Below are 23,044 nucleotides of genomic sequence, written 5' to 3' on the forward strand. Positions count from 1 at the left end.
CGCGCCGTTATCGTCATAATGCCTTTATGATTACGCCGGATTTTCATTACTCTGCGCGGCAAACGCGATAAAAACATGGCTCATCTGACAAGCATCAAAGTTCGCGGCTACCATCTTGACCTGTACGGGCATGTGAATAATGCGCGTTATCTGGAATTTCTCGAAGAAGCGCGCTGGGCCATGATCGAAGACAGTGGCGGCGTCGAATGGTTTAGCGAGCGCAAACTGGCGCTGGTGATTAGCCGTATTGATATCCGCTACAAGCGTGCAGCGAGCATGGGTGACGTACTGCTGATCAAAACCCGGCTGCTGCAGTTGCACGAACGCGCAGGCTTGATCCAGCAGCAGGTGCTGCGGCAGGATACCGGCAAGCTGGTTGCCGAAGCCGATGTGACTTTTGCCGCGATTCACCCCGACCATCCCGGCGCGCTGCCAATCACCGGCGAGCTGGCTCAACGATTTGAACTGATGAGTACCGAATCCCAATGAAAAAACTATTGCTGGTCATGATGATGACTTTGCTGAGCGCGTGCGCCAGCATTCCTGACAAAATTGAAAAACCGCAAGTGAGTCTGGCTGGCATTTCGATTGCCAAGCTCGGCCTGGTCGAACAGCAGTTTGTACTGAGTTTGCGCGTGAGCAATCCGAACGATTTTGCGATTCCGCTCAATGGGCTCAATGTCAATGTCGATCTGAATAATCAGCCGTTTGCTCAGGGGGTCAGCAATGAAAAAGTCACTTTGCCGCGTTTGGGCGAGACGGTGATCAAACTGAATGTCACGACCAGCCTGAATCAGGTTTTCAAGCAGCTTAAAACTTTGCAAAATGGGGCGCTCAATTACAAGATTTCCGGCAAGGTTTACGCGCCCTTACTGCCTGCAGGGCTGGCATTCGAGCGCAAAGGCGAGTTATCCGGATTTGTAGAATAGCCTTGGGTATATGAATACAGCCAAGGTATTGATTGCCTTTTGTTGAAATACGATATATGGGTATTGACGTGCTTATGTCAGACCAAACCGATTAAAAGAACTGAAAAATGATACTGAATCAGCGCCAGCAGGAATTACTCGAATGGGTGCAGCGCGCCGGGCATGTCAGCGTCGATGAAATGGCGCATCATTTCGGCGTCGCACCGCAAACCATTCGCCGCGACATCAATCAGCTCGCTGACGAGCGCAAATTGCACCGCGTCCACGGCGGTGCCAGCGCGCATTCGAGCGTCGAAAATGTCGAATATTCGACGCGCAAGGACATGCGCAGCGACGAAAAAGAACGCATCGCCAAACTCGTCGCCGAGCATATTCCGAACCACGCTTCGGTGTTCATGAATCTGGGAACGACCAGCGAAGCCGTTGCGCGCGCTTTGCACAATCATGTCGGCCTGCGCGTGATTACCAATAATCCGCATATCGCGATGACGATGTGTCACTACCGCGATAGTGAGGTTGTGCTCGCTGGTGGCGTGATGCGGCCGAAGGATTACGGTATTTGCGGCGAGGCGACGATCGAGTTTATCCGCCAGTTCCGCGTCGATTACGCCGTGCTCGGCGTCGCGTGCATCGAGATGGACGGCACACTGCGCGATTTTGAAATGCGCGAAACGCGCACTTCGGAGGCCATCATCGCGCAGGCGCGCAATGTGTTTCTGGTCGCCGACCATTCCAAATTCGGCCGCCCGTCACTGGTGCAAATGGGGCATTTGCGGCAAGTGACGGCGCTGTTTACCGATAGCGCCGTGCCGGAAGCTTTGCTGCCGGTGCTAGAAGAATCGGGTACCGAGCTGTATATCGCCAACGAGTGATGTGTTTACATTGTGAGTATCCAGAAAAAGAGCACTTCGGTGCTCTCAGGCTGCAGACAAAGTGAGTGACGGCATTTTTCAAGTCTCGGCAAAGCCGAGCCTAGGAAATAACGCTTTGACTTCGCAGCCTTTATGTTTTATTCCCACCCCTCCCGTCCCCTCCTTGAGGGGAGCACCCCAAGGGCACTTCCTGCGGGGCGCCTCGCTTCGCGAGCGGGGTTTGTCATCTATCTGAGAGCACTTCGGTGCTCTTTTTTTGTCTTTCGTTTTCAAAAACGAACATTTTGTTCGATTTGTGTTTTCAATTCGAAAATGTGCGCGCATAATGTTCGTATGTGAACGTTATTTTGTGCGGTTTGTTCGTTTTTGGGGTGCGAAAATGAATGCAGCAATACTAAGACAGTTGTTGAAGGCTGATCCCTATGCTCAGGTTGACGATGCTGCTGAGCGGCAGAAACTGGTCGTCGGCAACTGGAAAATGCACGGCTCTCTGGCGCTGTGTCGCGAAGCGATTCCTGCGCTGGCGCGATCAGTGAGTCCAGAGGTGCAGCTGGTGCTGTGTCCGCCAGCGCCTTTTCTGGGCGAAGTGGCTCGCCTTGCGCAAGGCACTGCAGTGCAGTACAGCGGGCAGGATGTCGCCGAACAGCAAAGCGGCGCGCGTACTGGTGAATGGTCGGCGGGCATGCTGGCCGAGCTGGGCTGCCGCTATACGCTGGTCGGACATTCCGAGCGCCGCCAGCATCACTATGAAGACGATGCGCTGATTGCCGCCAAGGCCAGAGCGTGTCAGGACGCCGGGATTACGCCGATTGTCTGTATCGGAGAGAGCGAGGCCGAGCGTGAACGCGGCGAAACCGCGCAGGTGCTGTATAACCAGCTCGATTGGCTGATGACGACACCGCTGTGGCGACAAGCCATCGTGGCGTACGAACCGCGCTGGGCGATAGGCACGAATCATCCGGCAACGCCTGAGCTGGCGCAGCAAACGCACGCGCTGATCCGCGCTTATCTGGCGCAAACCGACGCCGTGGCCGCAGCCAAAATCCCCTTGCTCTACGGTGGTAGTGTCAAGGCTGATAACGCCGCCGGCTTTATGGCCATGCCCGATATTGATGGTGTACTGGTGGGCGGCGCATCGCTCGATACCGCGTCTTTTCTCGAGATTTATGCCAGCGCCGTGCTTTGTGGTTCCGAGCATCGTCCTGTTCAACAGTTGGCTCAACTGGCAAGAATGGTGGCCTGATCATGAAATTATCGTTAAACGAATTTATCTGGCAACAACGCAGCGATGAGCGCTTGCAGCGCGTTGCGCCGCTGTTGCTGGCGATTGCACAAAGTTGCCGACTGATCGCCGGCGCGGTCCGCGATGCGGCGCTGAATAATGCAATGGGTGCGGCGGGCAGCAGCAATATTCAGGGCGAAGCGCAGCAAAAACTCGATGTCATCAGTAATGAGCTAATGATGGCCGAAACGCGCGATCTGGTGCGTGCGCTGGCGTCCGAAGAAATGGACGAGATCGTGCCGTGCAACCCCGATTCCGATCTGCTGCTGGTGTACGACCCACTCGATGGCTCGAGCAATCTCGATGTGAATATTTCGGTCGGCAGCATTTTCTCGATTCTGGCCACACCAGAGCCTGCGGGCGATCTTGCTGCCGAATCATTTTTGCAAAATGGCCGGTCACAGCTGTGTGCAGGCTACGCGCTGTACGGCCCGGCGACGATGCTGGTGATTACCACCGGGCACGAGGTCAACGGTTTTACTTTTGACGAGCACAGCGGGCTGTTCATGCTGACGCATCCGAAGCTGCGCATTGCTGAAGAAGCCAAAGAATTCGCGATTAATACGTCGAACGCCCGCCACTGGCCTGCGCCTATCCAGCGTTATATCGCTGAATGTCAGGCGGGCAGCAGCGGCGTGCGCGGACGCGATTTCAATATGCGCTGGGTCGCTTCGATGGTGGCCGAAGTGCACCGCATTTTGCTGCGCGGCGGTGTGTTTCTCTATCCGCAGGATAGCCGCGAGTCGAGCAAAAACGGCAAATTGCGGCTGCTTTACGAAGCCAGCCCGATGGCGATGCTCGTTGAAGCCGCTGGCGGCGCGGCGTCAACCGGGGCTGAGCGATTGCTTGATGTGCAGCCAGAACGCTTGCATCAGCGTGTGCCCGTGATTCTTGGTGCGATGAACGAAGTTGCGCTTATTGAAGGGTATTGCCGTACAGCTATTGCTGAATCTTATCTGGAGAGTAATACCCTGCATAAAGGTCATGCTTTGCTTGAAACCCAATTTCAGTAAATTTCAATCAATACATTCAAATTCATTTTCGCTTTCTGGAGTTACATCATGTCACTCGTTTCAATGCGCCAACTTCTCGATCACGCCGCCGAGCATCAGTACGGCCTGCCTGCGTTTAATGTGAACAATCTGGAGCAGGTGCGCGCGATCATGCTCGCGGCGGACCGCAGCAATAGCCCGGTGATCATGCAGGCCTCGGCTGGCGCACGTAAATACGCCGGTTCGCAGTTTTTGCGTCATCTGATTTTGGCGGCGATTGAGGAGTTTCCGCATATTCCGGTCGCGATGCATCAGGATCACGGCACCAGCCCGAAAATTTGCGAAGAGGCGATCAAACTGGGTTTTTCATCGGTGATGATGGATGGCTCGCTGTTGGAAGATGGCAAAACCCCGGCCGATTACGACTACAACGTCGGCGTGACGCGGCAAGTGGTCGAGCTGGCGCACGCGCGCGGCGTATCGGTCGAAGGCGAAATCGGTTGCCTCGGCAGTCTGGAGACAGGCAAGGCCGGTGAAGAGGACGGCGTGGGCGCTGAAGGCACGCTCAATCACACGCAGCTGCTGACCGATGTCGAAGAAGCCTACGCCTTTGTGATGGCGACCGGCGTTGACGCGCTGGCGATTGCGATTGGCACCAGCCACGGCGCGTATAAATTCTCGCGCCCACCGAGCGGCGAAACGCTGGCGATTGACCGCATCCGTGAAATTCACGAACGGTTGCCGAATGTGCATCTGGTCATGCACGGCAGCTCGTCGGTGCCGCAGGAGTGGCTGGAAATTATCAACGAGTACGGCGGCGACATCGCGCCAACGTGGGGCGTTCCGGTTGAGGAAATCGTTCGCGGTATCCGCTATGGCGTTCGCAAAATCAATATCGACACCGATTTACGCCTCGCCGCCACCGGCGCAATCCGCCGCTTTATGGCGCAAAACCCGGCCGAATTCGATCCGCGAAAATACCTGCAGGTATCAACCGATGCGATGCGCGATATTTGCCTCGCCCGCTACGAAGCTTTTGGCAGCGCAGGGCAGGCGTCAAAAATCAAACCGCTGGGGCTCGACGTGATGGCCGAGCGCTACGCGCGCAACCTGATGTCGGCGGTGCCGACCCGGCGCGGCGGTGTCAGTGCGGGACTGGGTGCACTCAATATCAGCCAGTCGCACGATCTGGATCGGCTGCTGATGACGCGTGATTGTTATTAATGGGTATATCAATGCAGCCTATTATTTTAATGATCTCTAGTTATATACCCATGGGGTGGTGATGATCTTCTTACTGTGTGTAGATGCGAAGCGGGCTGATTGGCCTAGGGCTTAAAACCCGTCCAAGCACACCGAGCACGAAGCGAGACAAACAGCTTTATCGTTTGGCTCGCGCCACGCGAGGGAACCGCGGAGCGGGGTGCGCTTCGGGTCGCCTTCTTTTGCTTACTTTTCTTGGCGAAGCAAGAAAAGTAAGTCCCCGTCGCGGATTGCGACTGTAAAACACGGTGCCGAAGGCACTAAAAACCATCAACACGGATTGAGAACATGGCCGCGAGAATCGCTAGGCAGCTTGCCGTGAGCCTGCTGCCACACACGGCGAAAATCGCGTGCCGAGCCGAATCCGGCTTCCTGCGCGATTTCTTCAATCGTCAGTGCTGAATTGGCGAGCAATTGCTGCGCGAGCGCCAGCCGGATGCTCAGTTGGTAGTCATGCGGCGTCAGTGTGGTGTGCTGGATAAACAGGCGGCTTAAAGTGCGCGGTGTGGTGTGCACGGCGGCGGCCAGCTCGGCCAGTGTCCAGCGGTGCTTCATATTTTGTCCTTGCTGGCTGAGCAAATCCTGCGCTTTGTGAACCACTGGGTGTAGGTGGTTGCGGTGCAAAAGCCAGGCTGACAATTGCGGGTCTTGCCCGCTGCGGCGCAGCCAGACGACCATTTGCCGGGCGATATTTTGCGCCATCATCGCGCCAAATTCGCGCGCGACCAGATGCAGCGCCAGATCGATTCCGGCGCTAATTCCGGCGCTGGTGGCGATGTTGCCGTCTTCGACAAACAGTCGGTTTTCTTCAATCAGCGCCTTTGGCGCGGCCAGACGCAGCCGTGCGATCAGTTCATGGTGGGTGGTGCAATGCTTGCCATCGAGCAGACCGGCTTGCGCGGCGATCATCGCGCCCGAACAGATGCAGGCGAGCTGGTTTTGCCGTTGATCAAAGTGCTCGCGCAGCCAGCTGACAATGGCCTGCGCTGCGGGAAGTGATAGATTGTCTTTCGAGTTTTGTACGCCGATCAGTACGACCAGCGCCCCGTCCGGAATCGGCTTCGGCAACGGTGCGAGCTGGTGCTGGGAGAGGCCGACCGACGAAACCAGCTCGGGCACCGCGGCAACCATATGCAAGCGAAGCGGCGCACCATACTCGATGGCAATTTGCAGCACTTCGGCGGGTCCCGCCAGATCGAGCAGCATGAAATGCGGGCTTAAAACGAAAAAAACATCTCTCAAGATTGCTCCTTTGTGAGCAGCCGTGCGCCAAAAACATTGAGCAACAAACCCAGCATTAACACTAGCGCGCCCAGCCATTGCAGTGCTTGCAGCTTTTCGCCGAGGAAAAACGCCGCCGACGCCAGACCAAACCACGGCACGAGCAAGCTAAACGGCGCGACCAGATTGGCCGAATGGCGTTGCAGCAAATTATTCCAGATCGAATACGCCAGAATGGTCGAAATCAAAGCCAGATACAGCACGGCGAAAATCGATTGCGACGAGAGCTGGCGCAGCGCTTGCGCAATGCCTTGCGTCCCATCGAGACATAGCGATAACAGGCTAAAAATAATAAACGGGGGTATCGAAGCCCAGACTATAAAATGCAATGCATTGACGGCAATACCCTGCTTGCTTGTTTGCCGGATGACAATATTGCCCAGCGCCCAAGCCGCCGCTGCGCATAAAGTCAGGCCAAAGCCGAGCAAGCTCATCGCATTTTTATCGCGCAACACATCACCGTGCGAAACGCCAATCACGGCCAAGCCCAGCGCGGCAACAATCAGCCCGGCGAGCTGATACCAGCGCCAGTGTTCGCGCAAAAATAGGCTGGCAAACAGCAGCGTAAAAAACGCTTGCGATTGCAAAACGACCGACGCCAAGCCCGCGGGCATCCCGACATCCATTGCAGTAAATAAAAAACCAAATTGCCCGACGCCCCAGACCGTGCCGTAAATCAGCCAGTATTTGGCGGCAATCGTCGGGCGCGGAATAAAGAAAATCGCCGGAATCAGTACCAGCAAAAAACGCAGCGCGCCCAGCAGCAGCGGCGATAAACCATGCAAGCCCCACTGGATCACGACAAAATTAAACCCCCACGCCGATACGACGACCAGCGCGAGCAGCAAGTCGCGCAGTGGCAGCGTGGCGCTGGTATTAGGCGTAACCATGATTGATTTCCTTGCGAACGCGACGCGGGCGGCGCACCAGTTCACCGTTGCAATTGGGGCAAACAAAGCGAAACACCTGCGCCGCGCATGTCGCGCAAAAAGTGCATTCAAACGAGCAAATATATGCATCGTCGCACTGGGCGGGCAGCGCGCATTCGCAGCGCTCGCAATGGGATTTCATTTCAAGCATGGGCGGCCTCCGTGACAGCAGATTGCTCGGTTAATTGATCTGCGATTTCAGCGCCAAGCTGTGCGACGCTGCAAATGCGCGCAAAGCGCTGCGCCAAAACCAGCTCGGTACGCGCCTTGATATCAGCGGCGCTATACACCGTGCCATCCGGATGCGTCATCGCAAAAGTCAGCGTCGCATCAGTGACAAAATCGACTTCAAAACCGAGATCCGACGCCACACGTGCCGTCGTCTCGCAGCATTGCTCGGTGCGAATACCACAGATGATCAATTTGCGTATCTGGTGTTTCTGCAACCACGGCAGCAAACCCGATTCGGTCAGTGCATTGTGGACGTGTTTTTCAAATGTCACCGCCGGCGTATGGCGCAGAAAATCCATCGGTTTGACCCAGCCGCTTTCCTTGCGAAAACCATCGTCCTGATCGACATGTAGAATATTCACCACCGGAATCCTGGCCGCTTCGCAGGCGTCGATCAAAGTCAGCAAATTGCGTTGAAAATCAGGCAAATCATCTTCGCACCAAAAAGGGAGATGCTCAAACGATTGTTGAACGTCGATAACGAGCAGGGCTGCGGACATATTGTGCTCCAGTTCAGGGTTGATAGACACAGTATGAGCGCTTATGAATGAATATTTCAGGGCTGAAATGGTGAAGTTAGGGGACAAAAAATGACAATCTTGCTTGCGCTAGGGGGCGGGGGCTTCATCTTCGCTGGCGATGACTAGCCGAGCGCTCTGAAGGCATTTTGATTGGTGGCTTAATGCCGCTGGAGTCGTAATGAAGGCTGCTGATCGGCCTAAGCGGACAAAAATCATCGGCGAAACCGAGGTCAATTCAGAATGATGCGTTAGGTTGCATTACTGACCGGAAAGTATTTGTTATTGACTCGCTCAATATTCAACTTGTCAACAGGCCAAGCATTCAATTGTTTCTCAACAATTTGCCGGAGTTCCTCGAGTTCGGGGGTGTCCTGAACGGTGGTGCCAAATAGGAGGCGCGGTTTTCGAGAGGTAAGGTGTATTTGAAATAAATTAGCCACTTGATCATCAGTAAAAATATCAACTGCCAATTTAACTCCAGACTTTTCAAACCAAGCAAACCACCCCCAATCTTCCTGATTTGCTTCGATATCGCAGTATTGTGAGTTAAGAGTAGGGAGGAGTTGTTCAAGAACTACATCTCCACCAATGCAGCAATCATTAAAATATTGCTCAGGGTCGATAATTTCGACCGATTTTTGAAAAGTGAGTGAATATGGCATTTGTGACCTAGCGCGTGTAAATACTCGGACGAAAAAATGCAGCTTTGATCTGTCCGGTTTGATAGATAGAGATTGCGGTGGTTCAACGATTTAGACCAACTACAGCGGAATGTCATTTCAGGCAATATCTGCACACTTATTTTTAGCTATCAATAATAAGAAAAACCCAATATAAGCGGTTTTATATTATTCAAAGCGCTGCCGGTTTGATCGGCAAATAGCCATCAAAGCGCGTGCTTTCGCCTTCCAGAACAAAGTCCGGTTTGATTCCGGCCAGATGCGGCGCCAGCCGTGGGCGTTTAACGGTGACGCGTTTGAGCGCGATTTGCCGCGCGGGCGCGAGTAGTGCGTCGGAGTCTTCGTCGCCGCCAATCAGTGTTTGAAATGCCGCCATGTCTTTTTTCGACTTCGCACGTTTGCCCGGTTCGGGAAACATCGGGTCGAGGTAAACGACGTCAAATTGCTGCGCCGCCAAGAGGCCTGTACCTGCCGCGCGTTCGTTCAGCCATTCGCGCCCGTCGCCAAAATGTAGCGCCATGCGCGCGGCGATTTCGGTGGTATGGGTATCTTGCTGCGCACGGCGCAGGCCGTCTTTTAGCAGTAAATACGCTACCGGGGTACGTTCGATCAGCGTGATCTGGCAGCCCAGCGATGCCAGTACAAATGCATCGCGACCCAAACCTGCCGTTGCGTCGAGTACGCGTGGCAGATAGCCGCTTTTGATCCCGACTGCTTTGGCGACGGGCTGGCCGCGGCCTCCGCCAAACTGGCGCCGATGCGCCGCAGCACCGCCGACGAAATCGACAAATACCGGGGCTTTTTCAGTCAGTGAGCGCAGCTCAAGATGTTTGTCGACCCAGTACAAACAATGCGTTGCATCGCTAGGGGGGGTATCCCACAGTGGCAAGCCTAGCGATTGGGCTTCATGGCAAAGCTCCGGGGGGGTATTTGTACGAATTAATCCAATCATCTTAATGTGCTACGGCGTCTGCAAAATAAGGGCGATAGCCTACACGAGGTAGTCGTGTAATGGGGTCTTGCCGGTAAAAGAGTTTGAGTTGCCGGTAAACCGCAGGATAACAATCATTCAGGGTGTGAGGGTCTTCGAAAAAAACTTCCGAACAAACGGCAAAACATTCGGCGGCATCGGTCGCGGCGTAGAGGTCAATCGGGCTGTATTCGCCGTGACTGGCTTTATGCTGCAAATCGTGAAAAGCATGACTGAACGCTTGCTGCCAGTCTTTTTGCCGCATGCCGTGATGCAGCGGCGGGTTGCCGTTCGGATAGCCATTGCGCATATCGAGTTTATGCGCCAGCTCGTGAATGACGACATTGAAGCCATCCTGCCATGGTGCTTCCATCACATCGTGCCAGGACAGCAGTACCGGACCGTCGCTGCGCGCCTGACCGGCGGCAACGATGTCACCTTCATGAACAAAACCATAATGATCGCGCTCACGACTAGGGCTGACAAACTGGCTGGGGTAGATAATGATTTCTTTCCAGTCGTCATAGGCATCAAAACCCAGATTCAGAACCGGCAACGCGGCCTGTACCGCGAGGACGACGCGCATCGGGTCGCTAAATTCGATGTCTTTGACCGGTGAAATGGCTTTGGTGTGTAAAAACCATGCTGCGAGCAGTTTCAGTCTGGCTAATTCAGCACTGCTTAATCCTTGCAGGATAGGCATGGTGGTGACGGGCAGCCACAGCGTGTCGTCAATTGGGTGCCGTTTTAGCCACCAGTTGCGGTGAAGATTGCGTATCAGTTGCAACATGGTCAGCTTTTTGAGTCAGGGGAATCACCTACATGGTGATCTTTGGCTTTATTTTCAATTGTGATGGGTGATAATGATGGCTGATTGAATCAGCTCTTCGAGGTTCAGTTCATGATGGATTTAATTTTATACAGTCCGGCCAGCGTGGGTTGCGGCGAAGCCTAACGCAACACAATCTGGCGCAATGTAAGCTTTGCGGGTGAAATTGGTTTATGCTGTTGTCTATATAAAGGCAAAAACCTTGCCTGTTTGATTGCGATGCTTTTTCTTGGTGACTACATTATGTCGATTCGAGCTCGTCTACTCCTGATTGCCGGAGCCATTTACGCGGCAAGTGCTTTGGCTTTGCTGCTTGCAGGTGGATCTTTGCTCTCCATGCTGCTGGTGGCTGTGGTTGGCTTCGTTGTGCTGCTGGGCGGTTTGCACTGGGCCATGAATAATTCGCTGGGTCAACTGCAAATCCTGCGCGATGCGATTCGCAATCAGGCTGCCGAGAATGGCGACCTGACCGAGCGTTTGCCCGAGCTGGGAGGCGAAGTTGGCGAAGTGGCTTCTGCGTACAACCAGTTTGTTAGCAAATTCCAGAATGTATTACGCGATGTGCAGCGTGAAATGGAAGGGTTGGCGATCAGCATGCACGAGCTGAGTTCGGTCACGGCTCAAATGGCCAAGGACACGCGCAGCCAGTCTGATTTTGCCGCTTCATCGGCGGCAACGGTCGAAGAAATCACTGTCAGTATCAACCATATTGCCGACAGTGCCCGCAGCATGGATTCGGTCGTTAGTGAAACGCAGCGAATTTCCGGCGAAAGTGCTGATTCGGTTTTGCGGGTTTCCGAAGAAGTAGGACAAGTTTCCAATGCAATGGGCTCATTGGGTGCCACGATGAATGGCCTGGGCGAGCGCTCTGCTGAAATCAGCGGCATTATTGGCGTCATTAAAGACATCGCCGATCAGACCAATTTACTGGCGTTGAACGCGGCGATTGAAGCTGCTCGCGCCGGTGAGCAGGGCCGTGGTTTTGCCGTGGTCGCCGACGAAGTGCGCAAACTGGCCGAGCGGACTGCGCAGGCGACTGTTGAAATTGCGCGCAAGATTGAATCGGTCGGGGTTGAAACCGAACGGGCGGTCAGCAGTATGTCAACGACTTCAGCACGCGTGGGGCAAAGCGTGACGCTCGCTGACGATGCCCGCTCACATATGCTCAATATCCGTGAACGGATGGATCATGTGGTCAGTCTGGTACGGCAAATCGCCGATTCGACGACCGAACAGTCATCGGCAGCCATTTCAATGGCCACTTCGGCCGAGCAAATCAATATCATGACGATGGCGACTGATTCGGCGCTGCAACAGGCCAGTAAGACCATTGTTTCACTTGATGATAGAGCCAAACGTTTGCTGCAAATTGTCGGCAGCTACAAACTGGCCGATATTGAAGTGTTGCACTGGTGGCAGGCTTCCAGTGAAGCCAAGGCCGTTTCGGAAATCAAGGCCTTGCTCAATCAACGTGACCACCACTGGGTTGACGCCCAGATTGGCGGTGATAATCCGATGGGCTCGCTCAAGCAGCGCGTGATGGCCGGTAATCCGCCAACCGCAGCAGCAATTGGCGGCGTGAAAATCCAGAACTGGGCGCGTGATGGCGTACTGGCTGACCTGACTGACATCGCCCGCCGTGAAAACTGGTCCGCTATTTTGCCGGCCGTACTCGACAAAATGATGCAGGCCGATGGTAAGTATGTTGCCGTTCCACTCGGTGTCGCGCGCGTCAATATGATGTGGATTAATGCGCCGATGTTCAAGCGCATGAATCTGAATGTGCCCAAAACCTGGGATGAATTCTTTACCGTTGCCGAACGTTTTAAACAGGGCGGCATTCCGATGATTGCGCTGGGTGCGCAGCATTGGCAGATTGCCACGATGTTCGAGGCACTGGCCTTGGGGCAAGGTGGCGCTGATTTCTATGTTTCAGCGTTTAGCCGATTGGAGCAATCGTCGCTGACTGGCCCGGCAATGATTCGTGCATTGGAAACACTGCGTCGGATGAAACCTTATTGCACGCCCGATGCAACGGGCCGCGACTGGAATCTGGCAACCGCTGACGTACTCAATGGCCGCGCTGCACTGCAAATCATGGGTGACTGGTCTAAAGGCGAGTTTGTTCAGGCGGGGAAAGTTCAGGGCACCGATTATCTGTGTATCCCGACGCCAACGATGAATGGTGAATACAGCTTTGCCGCTGATACGCTGACGATGTTCAAGTTGTCCGATGAAAAAGCGATCAATGCGCAGAATGATTTTGTCAGCTTGCTGATGAGCCAGGAAGGGCAGGAAGTGTTCAACCTGTTCAAGGGTAATATCCCGGCTCGTACCGATGTGAATCTGAGCCGTTACGACGATTACGCCCGCCAATCGGCCCGCGATTTCTCTGGTGCTGCGAGCAAAGGTGTTCTGGTTCCATCATGGGCACATAATATGGCCGTGCAGGATGAAGTCCGGATGGCCTGGTTTGATATTGTTGAAGCCTTCTGGCGCAACGATGGCATGAGCCCGCAAGATGCGGCACGGCGCTTTGCCGACGCGGCGCGTCGCTAATATAAATATGTCCTGACTCAGTGCTCAACAAAAAAGGCGGCCTTGGCCGCCTTTTTTGTTATTGTCTTTCCAGTTTATTCACCACCAGCCCCTTGTTCGGCCAACTGTAATTCCTGCTGGGCGCTGGCGGTAAACGGGTTCAAATGAGCGACAAATTGTCGGGTTGCTGCTGCCCATGAATAGCGTTCGGCAAAACGGCGTACTTCGTCCCTATCCAGTTGCAAAGCACCCATGCACGCTTCGTGCAGGTCTTCATTGAGTGAACCGGGCCCATCGCTGCCAATGACATCAATGGGACCGGTCACCGGATAAGCGGCCACCGGGCAGCCGCAGGCCATCGCTTCGAGTAAGACCAGTCCAAATGTATCGGTTTTGCTCGGAAAAACGAACACATCGGCGCTGCTGTACACCTCAGCCAGCTCGATCTGATTGAGCACGCCCAGCCAGTGAATATTCGGATGATTGGCGTATTGTGTTTTTAGTCCTGCTGCGGCCGGCCCGTCTCCAACGACCCATTTGCTGCCGGGTAGATCAAGCTCCAGAAAAGCCTGGACGTTTTTCTCGACCGCGACCCGACCGACATAAACAAAAATCGGTGATCTGGATTTGAGTTTGTCGCGACGACGGGGTTTGAACGTTTCCAGATCGACACCGCGCGACCACATCACGACATTATTAATCCCGCGCGCAGTCAGATCTTCGACCACGACCCGGGTCGGAGCCATGACAGCCTGTGCCGAGTTGTGAAAACGTTTAAGCCAGGTATACGTCCAGGATAAAGGAATACCAAAGCGTAGCTGGACATACTCCGGAAAACGGGAGTGATAAGCCGTGGTGTAGGGCAGTTTGTTTTGCAGGCAATATTTGCGCGCCGCCAGACCGAGCGGACCTTCGGTCGCAATATGAATCGCATCGGGAGAAAAATCGCGAATGCGCTGCCGGACTTTGGCGCCGGGAAAAATGGACAGGCGAATATCAGGATAGGTCGGGCAGGGAACGGTTTTAAATTCCAGCGGCGTAATCAGATTGACGATGTGCCCCATTTTTTGCAATTCGGCACAGGTTTGTTTGATCGAGCGCACCACGCCATTAACCTGGGGCTCCCAGGCATCAGTCACGATCTGGATTTTCATAGCAGACTTCCTTGTTTGAGTTGAAATACGGGATTCAGATCCGGAGCAGGCAGCAAGGCGGCGATTTGCTCGCCCTGTTCGGCGTATTTCTGGTGCCAGTGGATGATTTTCAGTTCGCCATTGTCCAGCTCGACCAGCGCGGTCAGGCTTTCGACCCAGTCGCCATCGTTGCAATACATCACGCCGTCGATTTCGCGCATCTCGGCTTTGTGAATATGACCGCAAATCACGCCGTCCAGCCCACGCTGTTTGGCTTCTGCTGCGACGGCATTTTCAAAATCACCCACGAAATTGACGGCTTTTTTGACTTTATGTTTCAGGTATTGTGATAGCGACCAGTAGCCTAGTCCCATCCGGGCGCGGGCGCGGTTGAACCACAGATTGAGTTTGAGCGTGATGCCATAGGCGCGATCGCCGACGATGGCCAGCCAGCGGGCGCATTGCACGACCGCATCGAACTGATCACCGTGCAGCACCAGATAGCGTTTGCCATTGGCTGCGGTGTGAATGACTTCATTGGCAATCCGGATATCGCCAAACATCAGCCCGATAAACTGCCGCGCGGCTTCATCGTGATTGCCGGGAATAAACGTCACGTGTGTCCCTTTGCGGGCTTTACGCAACACTTTCTGGATCACATCATTGTGGCTTTGCTGCCAGTACCAGTTTCTTTTTAAGGCCCAGCCGTCGATAATGTCGCCGACCAGATACAGATTCTCGCACTCGGTATGCCGCAAAAAATCAAGCAGATACTCGGCTTGACAGCCTGCAGTACCCAAGTGGATATCGGAAATCCAGATGCTACGAAAACGCAATTGCTCTGACATGCATGGCACTCCATCAATGGGTGTAAGCCCATCATGGTGTGGCTATGTGACAGTGTTGCGACAATTCGATGAATGAAATATGACGACTGATCGACTGGCTCGGCCGCGATCGGCGGAACAACGGAATAACAATGAATAACACTCAACAACGCCCCGATTCACCTTGTGTTGCCGTCTGCTCGACAGCGCTGGGCGACGATATTTGCCGAGGCTGTGGCCGAACGATGCAGGAAGTTGCGATGTGGGTGGCCTTGCCGGCTGAGCAGAAAGAAGCAATCTGGTTGCGACTTGAGCAATTCTGGGCCGCTCAGGGAAAAAATCCACCCTGGCTGGCGCGTGACCGGCGCGGTTAGTTTCCGGGGGCTTTTGCTTAGCACTGGGATGCGCTGGGTCAATTTTCTGTCATCTTTCAATCAAAAAATTGACGTTTTGTGAAATAATTTGCGCACGAATTTGCTGTTATGCATTTTTGCGTAAAAATACCATTCCCAATGCGTATTTTTAAACTCGGCAGCAGTTGATTCTGCTGCTAAGGTCACTTCTTCTCATTGTATTTACTGTCAGGCTCGTCATGCATTTACTCGCCATGCAGATCAGTGCGCTGCGCCGCCCAGAACTGATACCGCATACCTTAATTCAACATTATCCTTGGCTGGCCGATGAGATTGCCCGGCGCTGGGGTGATCTCGATTTGACCGAATATTTGCTCTCATTGCTGGTACAGGATGAAACAAGATCCTCTCCTGTCATGCACGCGGCGCACTGGAATGATGTCGTTGGCGAGCTGATGCGCCTGTCTATCGCCTACGTTGAGATTGTCGACAAAATTGCTGAAACCAGAGACGTTTGGAGTAATGAACGCATGGTTGATGATTCTATTGAATTCAGTGGGTATTTCATTAGAGGCGACGCTGTTGTTTTGTCTGGTTCATATACTATGGCAGGGTATGATGCCGGGTTGAACACGGTTTGGCCGAGGCCGACCGAGCCCAAGGAATGGAGCCCGTTGATGCAGGCCGCTTTTTCCGGCTCGCAGGTTAAAGTCGAATTGCTGCTTGAGGCGGGCGCCGATCTAAATGAAACGGACGAGCGTGCTTGCCAGGCCATCCACCTTGCTGCGTTGCAGGGGCATGCCAAGGTGCTAGCCTGTTTACTGGGGCAGGGAGCCGATGTGAATGCGGTTTCTGACGATCTGGGTACACCGCTGATCATGGCGGCCAGCCGGGGGCATCTTGCCGCCATCGACGTTTTGCTCGATTGCCATGCCAATGTGAACCAGGCGCGTCGCGATGGCTGTACCGCTTTGCATCGCGCCATCGCGAAAGGGCATGATGCGATTGCCGTGCGTTTATTGCAAGCTGGCGCAAATCCACGCTTACCCAATCAACAGGGGCAAAGTGCCTGCGATTTGCTGCCGCATGACAAACCGCGATTGCACGAGCTGATGGAGCAGGCTGTGCCTTGGCAAGCAATGCAGAGCCAGAACCGGCGGGAAATTGTATTCCAGCCGCTGATCGACTGGAGTTAAAGCACTGACATTGAACGACTGAAAGTAGCCTGCAGATTGCAGGCCACTTTTTCGTGCTGTGGTTTACGCGGCCGCACTATACACTTTGGCTTCGCGCGGAATCAGATACACCGTTTCACCCACCTGCCAGCCGCCTTCCTGCTGGCGTTCACGTGTCAACTCGACTTCAACGACATCGTGTTGGGTCACTCCCGTTTCAACTTCCAGCCGCACCGTCGCGCCGAGCAGGCGGATATGCGTAATCGTTCCGCTGATTGCGCCTTCCGTCGCGATGCGACTGAGGTCGATTTCATGTGGGCGTACATACACCGTTGCGTGTTCGCTCGCTGTGTCGGCGGCAAATTTGGCTGTACCAACGTGCGCCCAGCCTTCGTGGACACGCGACTTGAACAAATTCACATCGCCCAGGAACTGATACACAAACGGGCTGGCAGGCGTGTCATACACTTCGCTAGGCGAGCCGATTTGTTCGATCTGGCCTTTGTTCATTACCACCACGCGGTCGGCGACCTCCAGAGCTTCTTCCTGATCGTGCGTCACGAACACCGAAGTCACATGAATTTCATCGTGCAGGCGACGCAGCCAGCGGCGCAACTCTTTGCGCACCTTGGTGTCGAGTGCGCCAAATGGCTCGTCGAGCAGCAAGACTTTGGGCTCAACGGCCAGTGCACGCGCCAAGGCAATGCGCTGACGCTGGCCACCCGACAACTGCGCCGGATAGCGGTCTGCCAGCCAGTCGAGCTGCACCAGTTGCAGCAAATCATGCACTTTGCGCTTGATTTCGGCATCCGACGGGCGAGTTGATTTGGGGCGTACGCGCAAACCGAAAGCCACATTTTCAAATACCGTCATATGGCGGAAGAGGGCATAGTGCTGGAAGACAAAGCCCACCTGGCGTTCACGCACATGCTGGGTGGTAGTATCTTCACCGTGGAACAAAATCTGCCCCGAGTCCGGCGTTTCCAGCCCGGCGATCACGCGCAGCAAAGAGGTTTTGCCGCAGCCCGAAGGGCCGAGCAGCGCAACGAGTTCTCCTGATTCAACATTCAGGCTTAAATCATTCAATGCTTTAAACTCGCCGAAGGTTTTAACGATATTACGAATTTCGATACTCATGGTTTGATCCTTTTTGAACCACAGAGACACAAAGGCACAGAGAAAACCAAATACGGTGCAGCGGCATGGTTTTAACTTGCTTTTCCTCTGCGTCTCTGTGCCTCTGTGGTCGATATTTTTAAGCTTCAGTCGCTGAGCGGCGGTCTTCAATTGCTTGCTGTTCGGTGCGCCATTCCACATAGCTCTTCAGTGCCAGCGTCAATAAAGCCAGCAGGGCCAGAATCGAAGCGCAGGCAAAAGCGGCGACAAAGTTGTATTCGTTGTACAAAATCTCGACGTGCAGTGGGATCGTGTTGGTCATGCCACGAATATGGCCTGACACCACCGATACCGCGCCAAATTCGCCCATCGCGCGGGCATTGGCCAGGATCACGCCGTAGAGCAAACCCCATTTGATATTGGGCAGCGTGACATGCCAGAACGTCTGCCAGCCCGACGCGCCGAGCACCAGTGCAGCCTGTTCTTCGTCGCTGCCTTGTGCTTCCATCAATGGAATCAGCTCGCGTGCAACAAAAGGAAAGGTGACAAACACCGTAGCCAGCACAATGCCGGGGACGGCAAAAATGATTTTGATGTCGTTCTCGATCAGCCACGCACCCCACCAGCCGTGCGCGCCAAACAGCAGCACGTAAATCAGGCCGGCGACGACGGGTGAGACGGCAAACGGCAAATCGATCAGCGTGACCAGAATGCTTTTGCCCTTGAAATCAAACTTGGCAATCGCCCAGGCCGCAGCCACGCCAAAAACCAGATTCAGTGGCAGCGAAATAGCCGCGACGATCAGCGTCAGTCTAATGGCCGAGACCGCATCGCTTTCGATCAGCGCGTCTTTATACAAACCCCAGCCCTGATGCAGTGCTTCGTAAAACACCGACAGCAGCGGAATGATCAGCAGCAAGCCAATCAGCGCTAGCGCCAAACCGGTTAATAGATAGCGTACCCAGCGCGCTTCGGTGGTGACGACTTTATGACTCATAACGGTGCTCATTTGCGTCTTCCTAGCCGTTTGACCATCCACCACTGCAGGCCATTAATCAGCAATAACAGGCCAAATGAAACGACCAGCATCACGACGGCAATCGCTGTTGCGCCCATGTAATCGTATTGCTCCAGTTTGGAAATAATCATCAGCGGGGTGATTTCCGACTTAAACGGCATATTGCCGGCGATGAAAATCACCGAGCCAAATTCACCAATCGCGCGGGCAAAAGCCAGTGTGAATCCGGTGAGCAGCGCCGGGAAAATCGTTGGCAAAATCACTTTGCTGAAAATCTGCCAGCGCGTTGCGCCCAGGCTCGATGCGGCTTCTTCGAGTTCGCGTTCCATATCTTCGAGCACCGGTTGTACGGTGCGCACGACAAAGGGCAGCGTGATAAAGGTCAGCGCCAGCACAATGCCCAGCGGGGTGAACGCCACCTTGATACCGAGCTTGTCCAGTGGCTCGCCGAGCAAACCGTTTGGCGCGTACAAGGTGGCCAGCGCAATCCCGGCCACGGCAGTCGGCAGGGCAAAGGGCAAATCGACCAGCGCATCAATAAAACGTTTGCCCGGAAACGGGTAGCGCACCAGCACCCAGGCGATCAGCATACCGACGAATAAATTGATCAGCGCGGCGATCAAGGACGCGCCAAAAGTCACTTTATACGTCGCCACCACACGTGCTTCAGTGACAATTTCCCAGAAGCTGCTCCAGTCGAGTCCCATGGTTTTGGCAAACAGGGCACTTAACGGCAGTAACACGATCAGCGAGAGATAGAGCAGGCTGTAGCCCAGGGCCAGATTAAAGCCCGGCAGAACACTGCTTTGTTTGAATTTCATTGCGGATACCTTCTTGTTAAAACTAGGGTATTTCCATGTAAGTCAATTACAGATTGACCTTCATGGCAATACCTTAATGTTTATTTGGCGATATTCTCAATACGAGTTGATCATTTTTAGCGCCTTCGGCGCGGTGTTTTACAGTCGCAATCCGCGACGGGGACTTACTTCTCTTGCTTCGCCAAGAGAAGTAAGCAAGAGAAGGCGACCCCCGCCTGCGGCCCTCCGGGCTTCCCTCGGTCGGTCGCGAGCCAAACGGTAATGCTGTTTGTCTCGCTCCACTCCCTCGGCGATGGGCGACAGGGGAGTTCAAGCCCTAGATCGACCAGCGAGGTTCGGATCAACACGAATTCAGAACATTGCCATTTATTTCTTCTTGGCAATATCAGCGGCGATCTGGTCGTAAATCGCGCCGTCATCAAAGAACTTCTTCTGCGCTGCTTTCAGCCCGCCAAAATCAGCGACACCAAACAGTTTGACGTTGGGAAATTGCTTGGCGTATTTCGCCGCCACGGCGGCGTTACGCGGGCGCAGATAGTTTTGCGCGGCGATTTCCTGACCTTGCTCGCTCCACAGGAAATTCAGGTATTCGGTCGCCGCTTTGCGGCTGCCTTTCTTGTCGACGACTTTATCGACCACGGCAACCGGCAAATCGGCATCGATTGAAACGCTTGGATAAATCACCTCGAAATTGCCACGGCCAAATTCGCGCGCGATCATTTCGGCTTCGTTTTCAAACGTCACCAGCACGTCGCCAATCTGGCGCTGCATAAACGTGGTTGTTGCTGCGCGCCCACCCGCGTCCAGCACCGGTATATTGGCAAAAATAGCTTGCGTGAATTCGCGTGCCTTGGCCTCATTGCCACCGTTCTGCTTGAGTGCTGCGCCCCAGGCCGCCAGGAAGGTGTAGCGACCATTGCCGCTGGTTTTCGGATTGGGCACCACCACTTGCACGCCAGCCTTGGTCAGGTCATTCCAATCCTTGATGCCTTTGGGATTGCCTTTGCGCACAATTAGCACTTGCAGGCTGGAAAACGGCGCAGCTTCGTTCGAAAATTTCTTGTCCCAACCGGCGTTGATCTGCTTGCCTTTTTCGACAATCGCGTCGATATCGGTCGCCATATTCATCGTCACCACATCGGCTTCCAGCCCGTCGATCACCGAGCGCGCCTGTTTGGACGAGCCGCCGTGCGATTGTTGGATCGTCACTTTGTCCTTGAATTTGGCCTCAAAGTGTTTAGCAAAAGCCGGGTTGTAGTCTTTGTAAAAATCGCGCATGACGTCGTACGAGACATTGAGCAAGGTGGTGTCAGCCAAGGCCAGTGTGGATAGGCTGCTCAGTGCGAGAGTCAGTGAGAGTTTGGCGAGCGAAGGCATAGGGTGTTCCTGTTTGCGAGTGAATTGCCTTCGACTATAACAATGGTTTTATATTCAAATAAAGAATATATAATTATTTTTATATAACTATTATTTTGTTTGGCAAAAAAAAGACCCTTCTGTTGAAGGGTCTATCAGTTTTAATGTTCAAGCGGGGTTGTAGCTTAGAAGTTGATTGCTACGCCCAGACGGATACGCCAGTCGTCGTCCACGCCACCGGTGGTATTCTTCACTGCATCAGGCAGGTAGCCGATTTCACCGTAAGGCTTGAATGTGCTGTTGACTTTGTAACTTACGCCAAAATTGTGCTCGTAGAGGTTGCTGCTTTTGTCGGCGTACTGGTAGTCGTTCAGCTTGTGATCCCAGCGGAAGTTGTAGTAACCGTCAATCGCGGTATCGAACGATTTGCGCAGCCAAAGATCGGTACGCGTCGTGCTGTCGTTATCGAGTTTTTTGTTGATGTCTTTGCTTTCGCTCTGTTTGTATTCATAGCGAACACGGCCATCAAGACGCCAGGTCGGGGCAAATGCCCAGTTAGTCTGGAAACCGTATTTATAGAAGTCGCCCTTGGTTTTGGTGTCCTGGAACAGGAAACTTGGAATCAGCGTAACTGTATCGTTCAGTTTGTATTTGTACGTCAGCGCCCATTCAGTGTCCTTCCACAGCGCCTGATCGATGCCTTCACCAGCGGCACTGGTGTTGTTGACGGTGTACTCTACGCTGCCACCAATGCCGTTTGACCATTCATGTGCAAGCAGTGCACGGCTTTCGTAAGCTTCGCTTTCGGTTTTGTATTGACCGCGCAGATCCAGGCTAACCGCATGGGCATTGATGGCCACGATACTGGCAATAGCGGCGAAAAGATAAGTTTTTTTCATTTTTACGTCCCTTGTTGAGTGTAATTGGTCAAACTGTGTGGTTTGCAATGGCCGCCATCGTAAGCGACAAAGATTTCACTGGTGTGACAGTTATGTTGCGCGCTGATTGCGATTCACATGTACTGTCGCCTTTAGACTTGTTGCTCTGGCTTGAATCAAACTATACCGATAATTTTATATATCTTTAAATACTTATAAGTGATTTTTATATTGTTTTATGGAATATGCCGGTCTGTTTTGTTATGGTGCAATGCAAAATGGCAAAATCATATAATGATTCTGCCATTTTGTTTTATCGCTTAATCGGGAAATTACGGAGTATTCCCTAGGGTCTGTTGACGTTTGGTTGACTATGCTCCGGTTTTCGCGCCTTGCCTCAGCTCAAAATCAATACAAACGCGATCTGTAAACCAAACGTCAACAGACCCTAGGCTACCGACATGAGCTGGCTGGTCAGTTCGCTGGTGATAAATTGATCGAGCAGATCAAGCCCCTGCTGCCATTCGCCGTGGCCGGACGCAATATTGATGTGCCCGGCTTCGCCGATTTGTTGCAAACGACTGCGCCAGATTTGCGACAGTTGTATCGCGCGATCAATGTTGCAGCTTGGATCGTTCGTGCTGGCGACGACCCAGCTGCGGAAAGGCAGCGGCACAATCGGTAGCGGAACAAAGCCCTGGAATTCATCCGGCGCTTCGGGGCGCATCACGTCGGCCGGCGCGACCAGCAGTGCTCCGACAACAGGACTGCGCTGGCCGTACAGCGTCGCCCAATGCGCCAGCGTCGCGCAGCCCAGGCTGTGCGCGACAATGATCGTCGGCGCATTACTCTCGGCGATTTTTCTGATAAAACCGTTGACCCAGTCGAATGCCTTGGGGTGCTGCCAGTCGGTCTGCTCGATCCGGCTAAATTGCGGATATTGCTGCTGCCAGACCGATTGCCAGTGGCCTTCGGGCGAGCTGTTCCAGCCGGGGGCGATCAGGATGCGATGGCCATGCTCCAGCCACTGGTCGATTGCGTTCATGATGG

The 23,044-nt window shown here is 53.9% G+C and carries 23 protein-coding genes and 1 pseudogene; 9 read left to right on the top strand and 15 right to left on the bottom strand.

Annotated elements, in window-relative coordinates:
• Positions 1-75: 75 nt before the first annotated feature.
• The 6 genes and pseudogenes from ACG2XO_RS10520 to fba all read left to right on the top strand — a co-directional run.
• Positions 76-489 carry an acyl-CoA thioesterase gene (locus tag ACG2XO_RS10520; RefSeq protein WP_410497936.1) on the top strand — a complete coding sequence of 138 codons (414 nt, stop codon included), beginning with the start codon at positions 76-78 and terminating at the stop codon, positions 487-489.
• The gene (locus ACG2XO_RS10525; protein WP_410497937.1) at positions 486-929 is read left to right on the top strand and encodes an LEA type 2 family protein; all 444 of its coding nucleotides are present in this window, start codon (positions 486-488) and stop codon (positions 927-929) included. The genes ACG2XO_RS10520 and ACG2XO_RS10525 overlap by 4 nt, the downstream gene beginning before the upstream one ends.
• A 107-nt stretch (positions 930-1,036) precedes the next feature.
• Complete coding sequence (locus ACG2XO_RS10530) at positions 1,037-1,801, top strand: DeoR/GlpR family DNA-binding transcription regulator (RefSeq protein WP_410497938.1); 765 nt, start codon at positions 1,037-1,039, stop codon at positions 1,799-1,801.
• 379 nt (positions 1,802-2,180) lie between these two features.
• A complete protein-coding gene (gene tpiA, locus ACG2XO_RS10535; RefSeq protein ID WP_410497939.1) occupies positions 2,181-3,044 on the top strand; it encodes a triose-phosphate isomerase in 864 nt (287 codons plus the stop codon).
• A gap of 2 nt (positions 3,045-3,046) precedes the next feature.
• Complete coding sequence (locus tag ACG2XO_RS10540) at positions 3,047-4,096, top strand: class 1 fructose-bisphosphatase (protein WP_410497940.1); 1,050 nt, start codon at positions 3,047-3,049, stop codon at positions 4,094-4,096.
• A gap of 48 nt (positions 4,097-4,144) precedes the next feature.
• Positions 4,145-5,197: pseudogene (gene fba, locus ACG2XO_RS10545) on the top strand (class II fructose-bisphosphate aldolase); the annotation flags it as partial.
• 411 nt (positions 5,198-5,608) lie between these two features.
• Here the strand turns inward: fba and ACG2XO_RS10550 are convergent.
• The 7 genes from ACG2XO_RS10550 to ACG2XO_RS10580 form a co-directional block, all read right to left on the bottom strand.
• Complete coding sequence (locus ACG2XO_RS10550; RefSeq protein ID WP_410497941.1) at positions 5,609-6,580, bottom strand: GlxA family transcriptional regulator; 972 nt, start codon at positions 6,578-6,580, stop codon at positions 5,609-5,611.
• Complete coding sequence (locus tag ACG2XO_RS10555; RefSeq protein WP_410497942.1) at positions 6,577-7,509, bottom strand: EamA family transporter; 933 nt, start codon at positions 7,507-7,509, stop codon at positions 6,577-6,579. The genes ACG2XO_RS10550 and ACG2XO_RS10555 overlap by 4 nt, the downstream gene beginning before the upstream one ends.
• Positions 7,496-7,699 (bottom strand): DUF1272 domain-containing protein, encoded by a 204-nt coding sequence (locus ACG2XO_RS10560; protein WP_410497943.1) that lies wholly within the window; start codon positions 7,697-7,699, stop codon positions 7,496-7,498. The genes ACG2XO_RS10555 and ACG2XO_RS10560 overlap by 14 nt, the downstream gene beginning before the upstream one ends.
• A complete protein-coding gene (locus tag ACG2XO_RS10565) occupies positions 7,692-8,279 on the bottom strand; it encodes an isochorismatase family protein (protein WP_410497944.1) in 588 nt (195 codons plus the stop codon). Before ACG2XO_RS10565 ends, ACG2XO_RS10560 begins: the two co-directional genes overlap by 8 nt.
• Before the next feature lie 269 nt (positions 8,280-8,548).
• Positions 8,549-8,962, bottom strand: coding sequence for a hypothetical protein (locus tag ACG2XO_RS10570; RefSeq protein WP_410497945.1), 414 nt, complete (start codon positions 8,960-8,962; stop codon positions 8,549-8,551).
• A gap of 190 nt (positions 8,963-9,152) precedes the next feature.
• Positions 9,153-9,932 carry a class I SAM-dependent methyltransferase gene (locus tag ACG2XO_RS10575; protein WP_410497946.1) on the bottom strand — a complete coding sequence of 260 codons (780 nt, stop codon included), beginning with the start codon at positions 9,930-9,932 and terminating at the stop codon, positions 9,153-9,155.
• Between the two features lies 1 nt (position 9,933).
• Positions 9,934-10,740: a zinc-dependent peptidase gene (locus ACG2XO_RS10580; protein ID WP_410497947.1), complete on the bottom strand. Its 807-nt coding sequence runs from the start codon at positions 10,738-10,740 to the stop codon at positions 9,934-9,936.
• A 282-nt stretch (positions 10,741-11,022) separates the two neighbouring features.
• Here ACG2XO_RS10580 and ACG2XO_RS10585 point away from each other — a divergent pair, with 282 nt between their 5' ends.
• Positions 11,023-13,338, top strand: coding sequence for an extracellular solute-binding protein (locus tag ACG2XO_RS10585; RefSeq protein WP_410497949.1), 2,316 nt, complete (start codon positions 11,023-11,025; stop codon positions 13,336-13,338).
• A gap of 74 nt (positions 13,339-13,412) precedes the next feature.
• Here ACG2XO_RS10585 and ACG2XO_RS10590 read toward each other — a convergent pair whose 3' ends face one another.
• Both ACG2XO_RS10590 and ACG2XO_RS10595 read right to left on the bottom strand, forming a co-directional pair.
• Entirely contained in the window at positions 13,413-14,471 is a 1,059-nt protein-coding gene (locus ACG2XO_RS10590) for a glycosyltransferase family 4 protein (protein WP_410497950.1), read from the bottom strand.
• Complete coding sequence (locus tag ACG2XO_RS10595) at positions 14,468-15,298, bottom strand: UDP-2,3-diacylglucosamine diphosphatase (protein ID WP_410497951.1); 831 nt, start codon at positions 15,296-15,298, stop codon at positions 14,468-14,470. Before ACG2XO_RS10595 ends, ACG2XO_RS10590 begins: the two co-directional genes overlap by 4 nt.
• Positions 15,299-15,429: 131 nt before the next feature.
• Between ACG2XO_RS10595 and ACG2XO_RS10600 the strand changes: the two genes are divergently transcribed.
• Together ACG2XO_RS10600 and ACG2XO_RS10605 are read left to right on the top strand one after the other, a co-directional pair.
• Entirely contained in the window at positions 15,430-15,651 is a 222-nt protein-coding gene (locus ACG2XO_RS10600; protein ID WP_410497952.1) for a DUF1289 domain-containing protein, read from the top strand.
• Between the two features lie 218 nt (positions 15,652-15,869).
• Positions 15,870-16,826: an ankyrin repeat domain-containing protein gene (locus ACG2XO_RS10605; RefSeq protein ID WP_410497953.1), complete on the top strand. Its 957-nt coding sequence runs from the start codon at positions 15,870-15,872 to the stop codon at positions 16,824-16,826.
• Positions 16,827-16,889: 63 nt separating this feature from the next.
• Here ACG2XO_RS10605 and ACG2XO_RS10610 read toward each other — a convergent pair whose 3' ends face one another.
• The 6 genes from ACG2XO_RS10610 to ACG2XO_RS10635 form a co-directional block, all read right to left on the bottom strand.
• Entirely contained in the window at positions 16,890-17,942 is a 1,053-nt protein-coding gene (locus ACG2XO_RS10610; RefSeq protein WP_410497954.1) for a sulfate/molybdate ABC transporter ATP-binding protein, read from the bottom strand.
• Between the two features lie 118 nt (positions 17,943-18,060).
• Positions 18,061-18,930: a sulfate ABC transporter permease subunit CysW gene (gene cysW / locus ACG2XO_RS10615; protein ID WP_410497955.1), complete on the bottom strand. Its 870-nt coding sequence runs from the start codon at positions 18,928-18,930 to the stop codon at positions 18,061-18,063.
• On the bottom strand, positions 18,927-19,760 hold the full coding sequence (gene cysT, locus ACG2XO_RS10620) for a sulfate ABC transporter permease subunit CysT (RefSeq protein WP_410497956.1): 834 nt from the start codon (positions 19,758-19,760) through the stop codon (positions 18,927-18,929). The genes cysW and cysT overlap by 4 nt, the downstream gene beginning before the upstream one ends.
• Positions 19,761-20,126: 366 nt before the next feature.
• A complete protein-coding gene (locus tag ACG2XO_RS10625) occupies positions 20,127-21,137 on the bottom strand; it encodes a sulfate ABC transporter substrate-binding protein (protein WP_410497957.1) in 1,011 nt (336 codons plus the stop codon).
• Between the two features lie 164 nt (positions 21,138-21,301).
• Positions 21,302-22,015 (bottom strand): oligogalacturonate-specific porin KdgM family protein, encoded by a 714-nt coding sequence (locus ACG2XO_RS10630; protein WP_410497958.1) that lies wholly within the window; start codon positions 22,013-22,015, stop codon positions 21,302-21,304.
• A 427-nt stretch (positions 22,016-22,442) separates the two neighbouring features.
• A complete protein-coding gene (locus ACG2XO_RS10635; protein ID WP_410497959.1) occupies positions 22,443-23,039 on the bottom strand; it encodes an RBBP9/YdeN family alpha/beta hydrolase in 597 nt (198 codons plus the stop codon).
• Between the last annotated feature and the right edge of the window lie 5 nt (positions 23,040-23,044).

This window comes from Chitinibacter sp. S2-10, from assembly GCF_046530675.1.
Classification (GTDB): Bacteria; Pseudomonadota; Gammaproteobacteria; order Burkholderiales; family Chitinibacteraceae; genus Chitinibacter.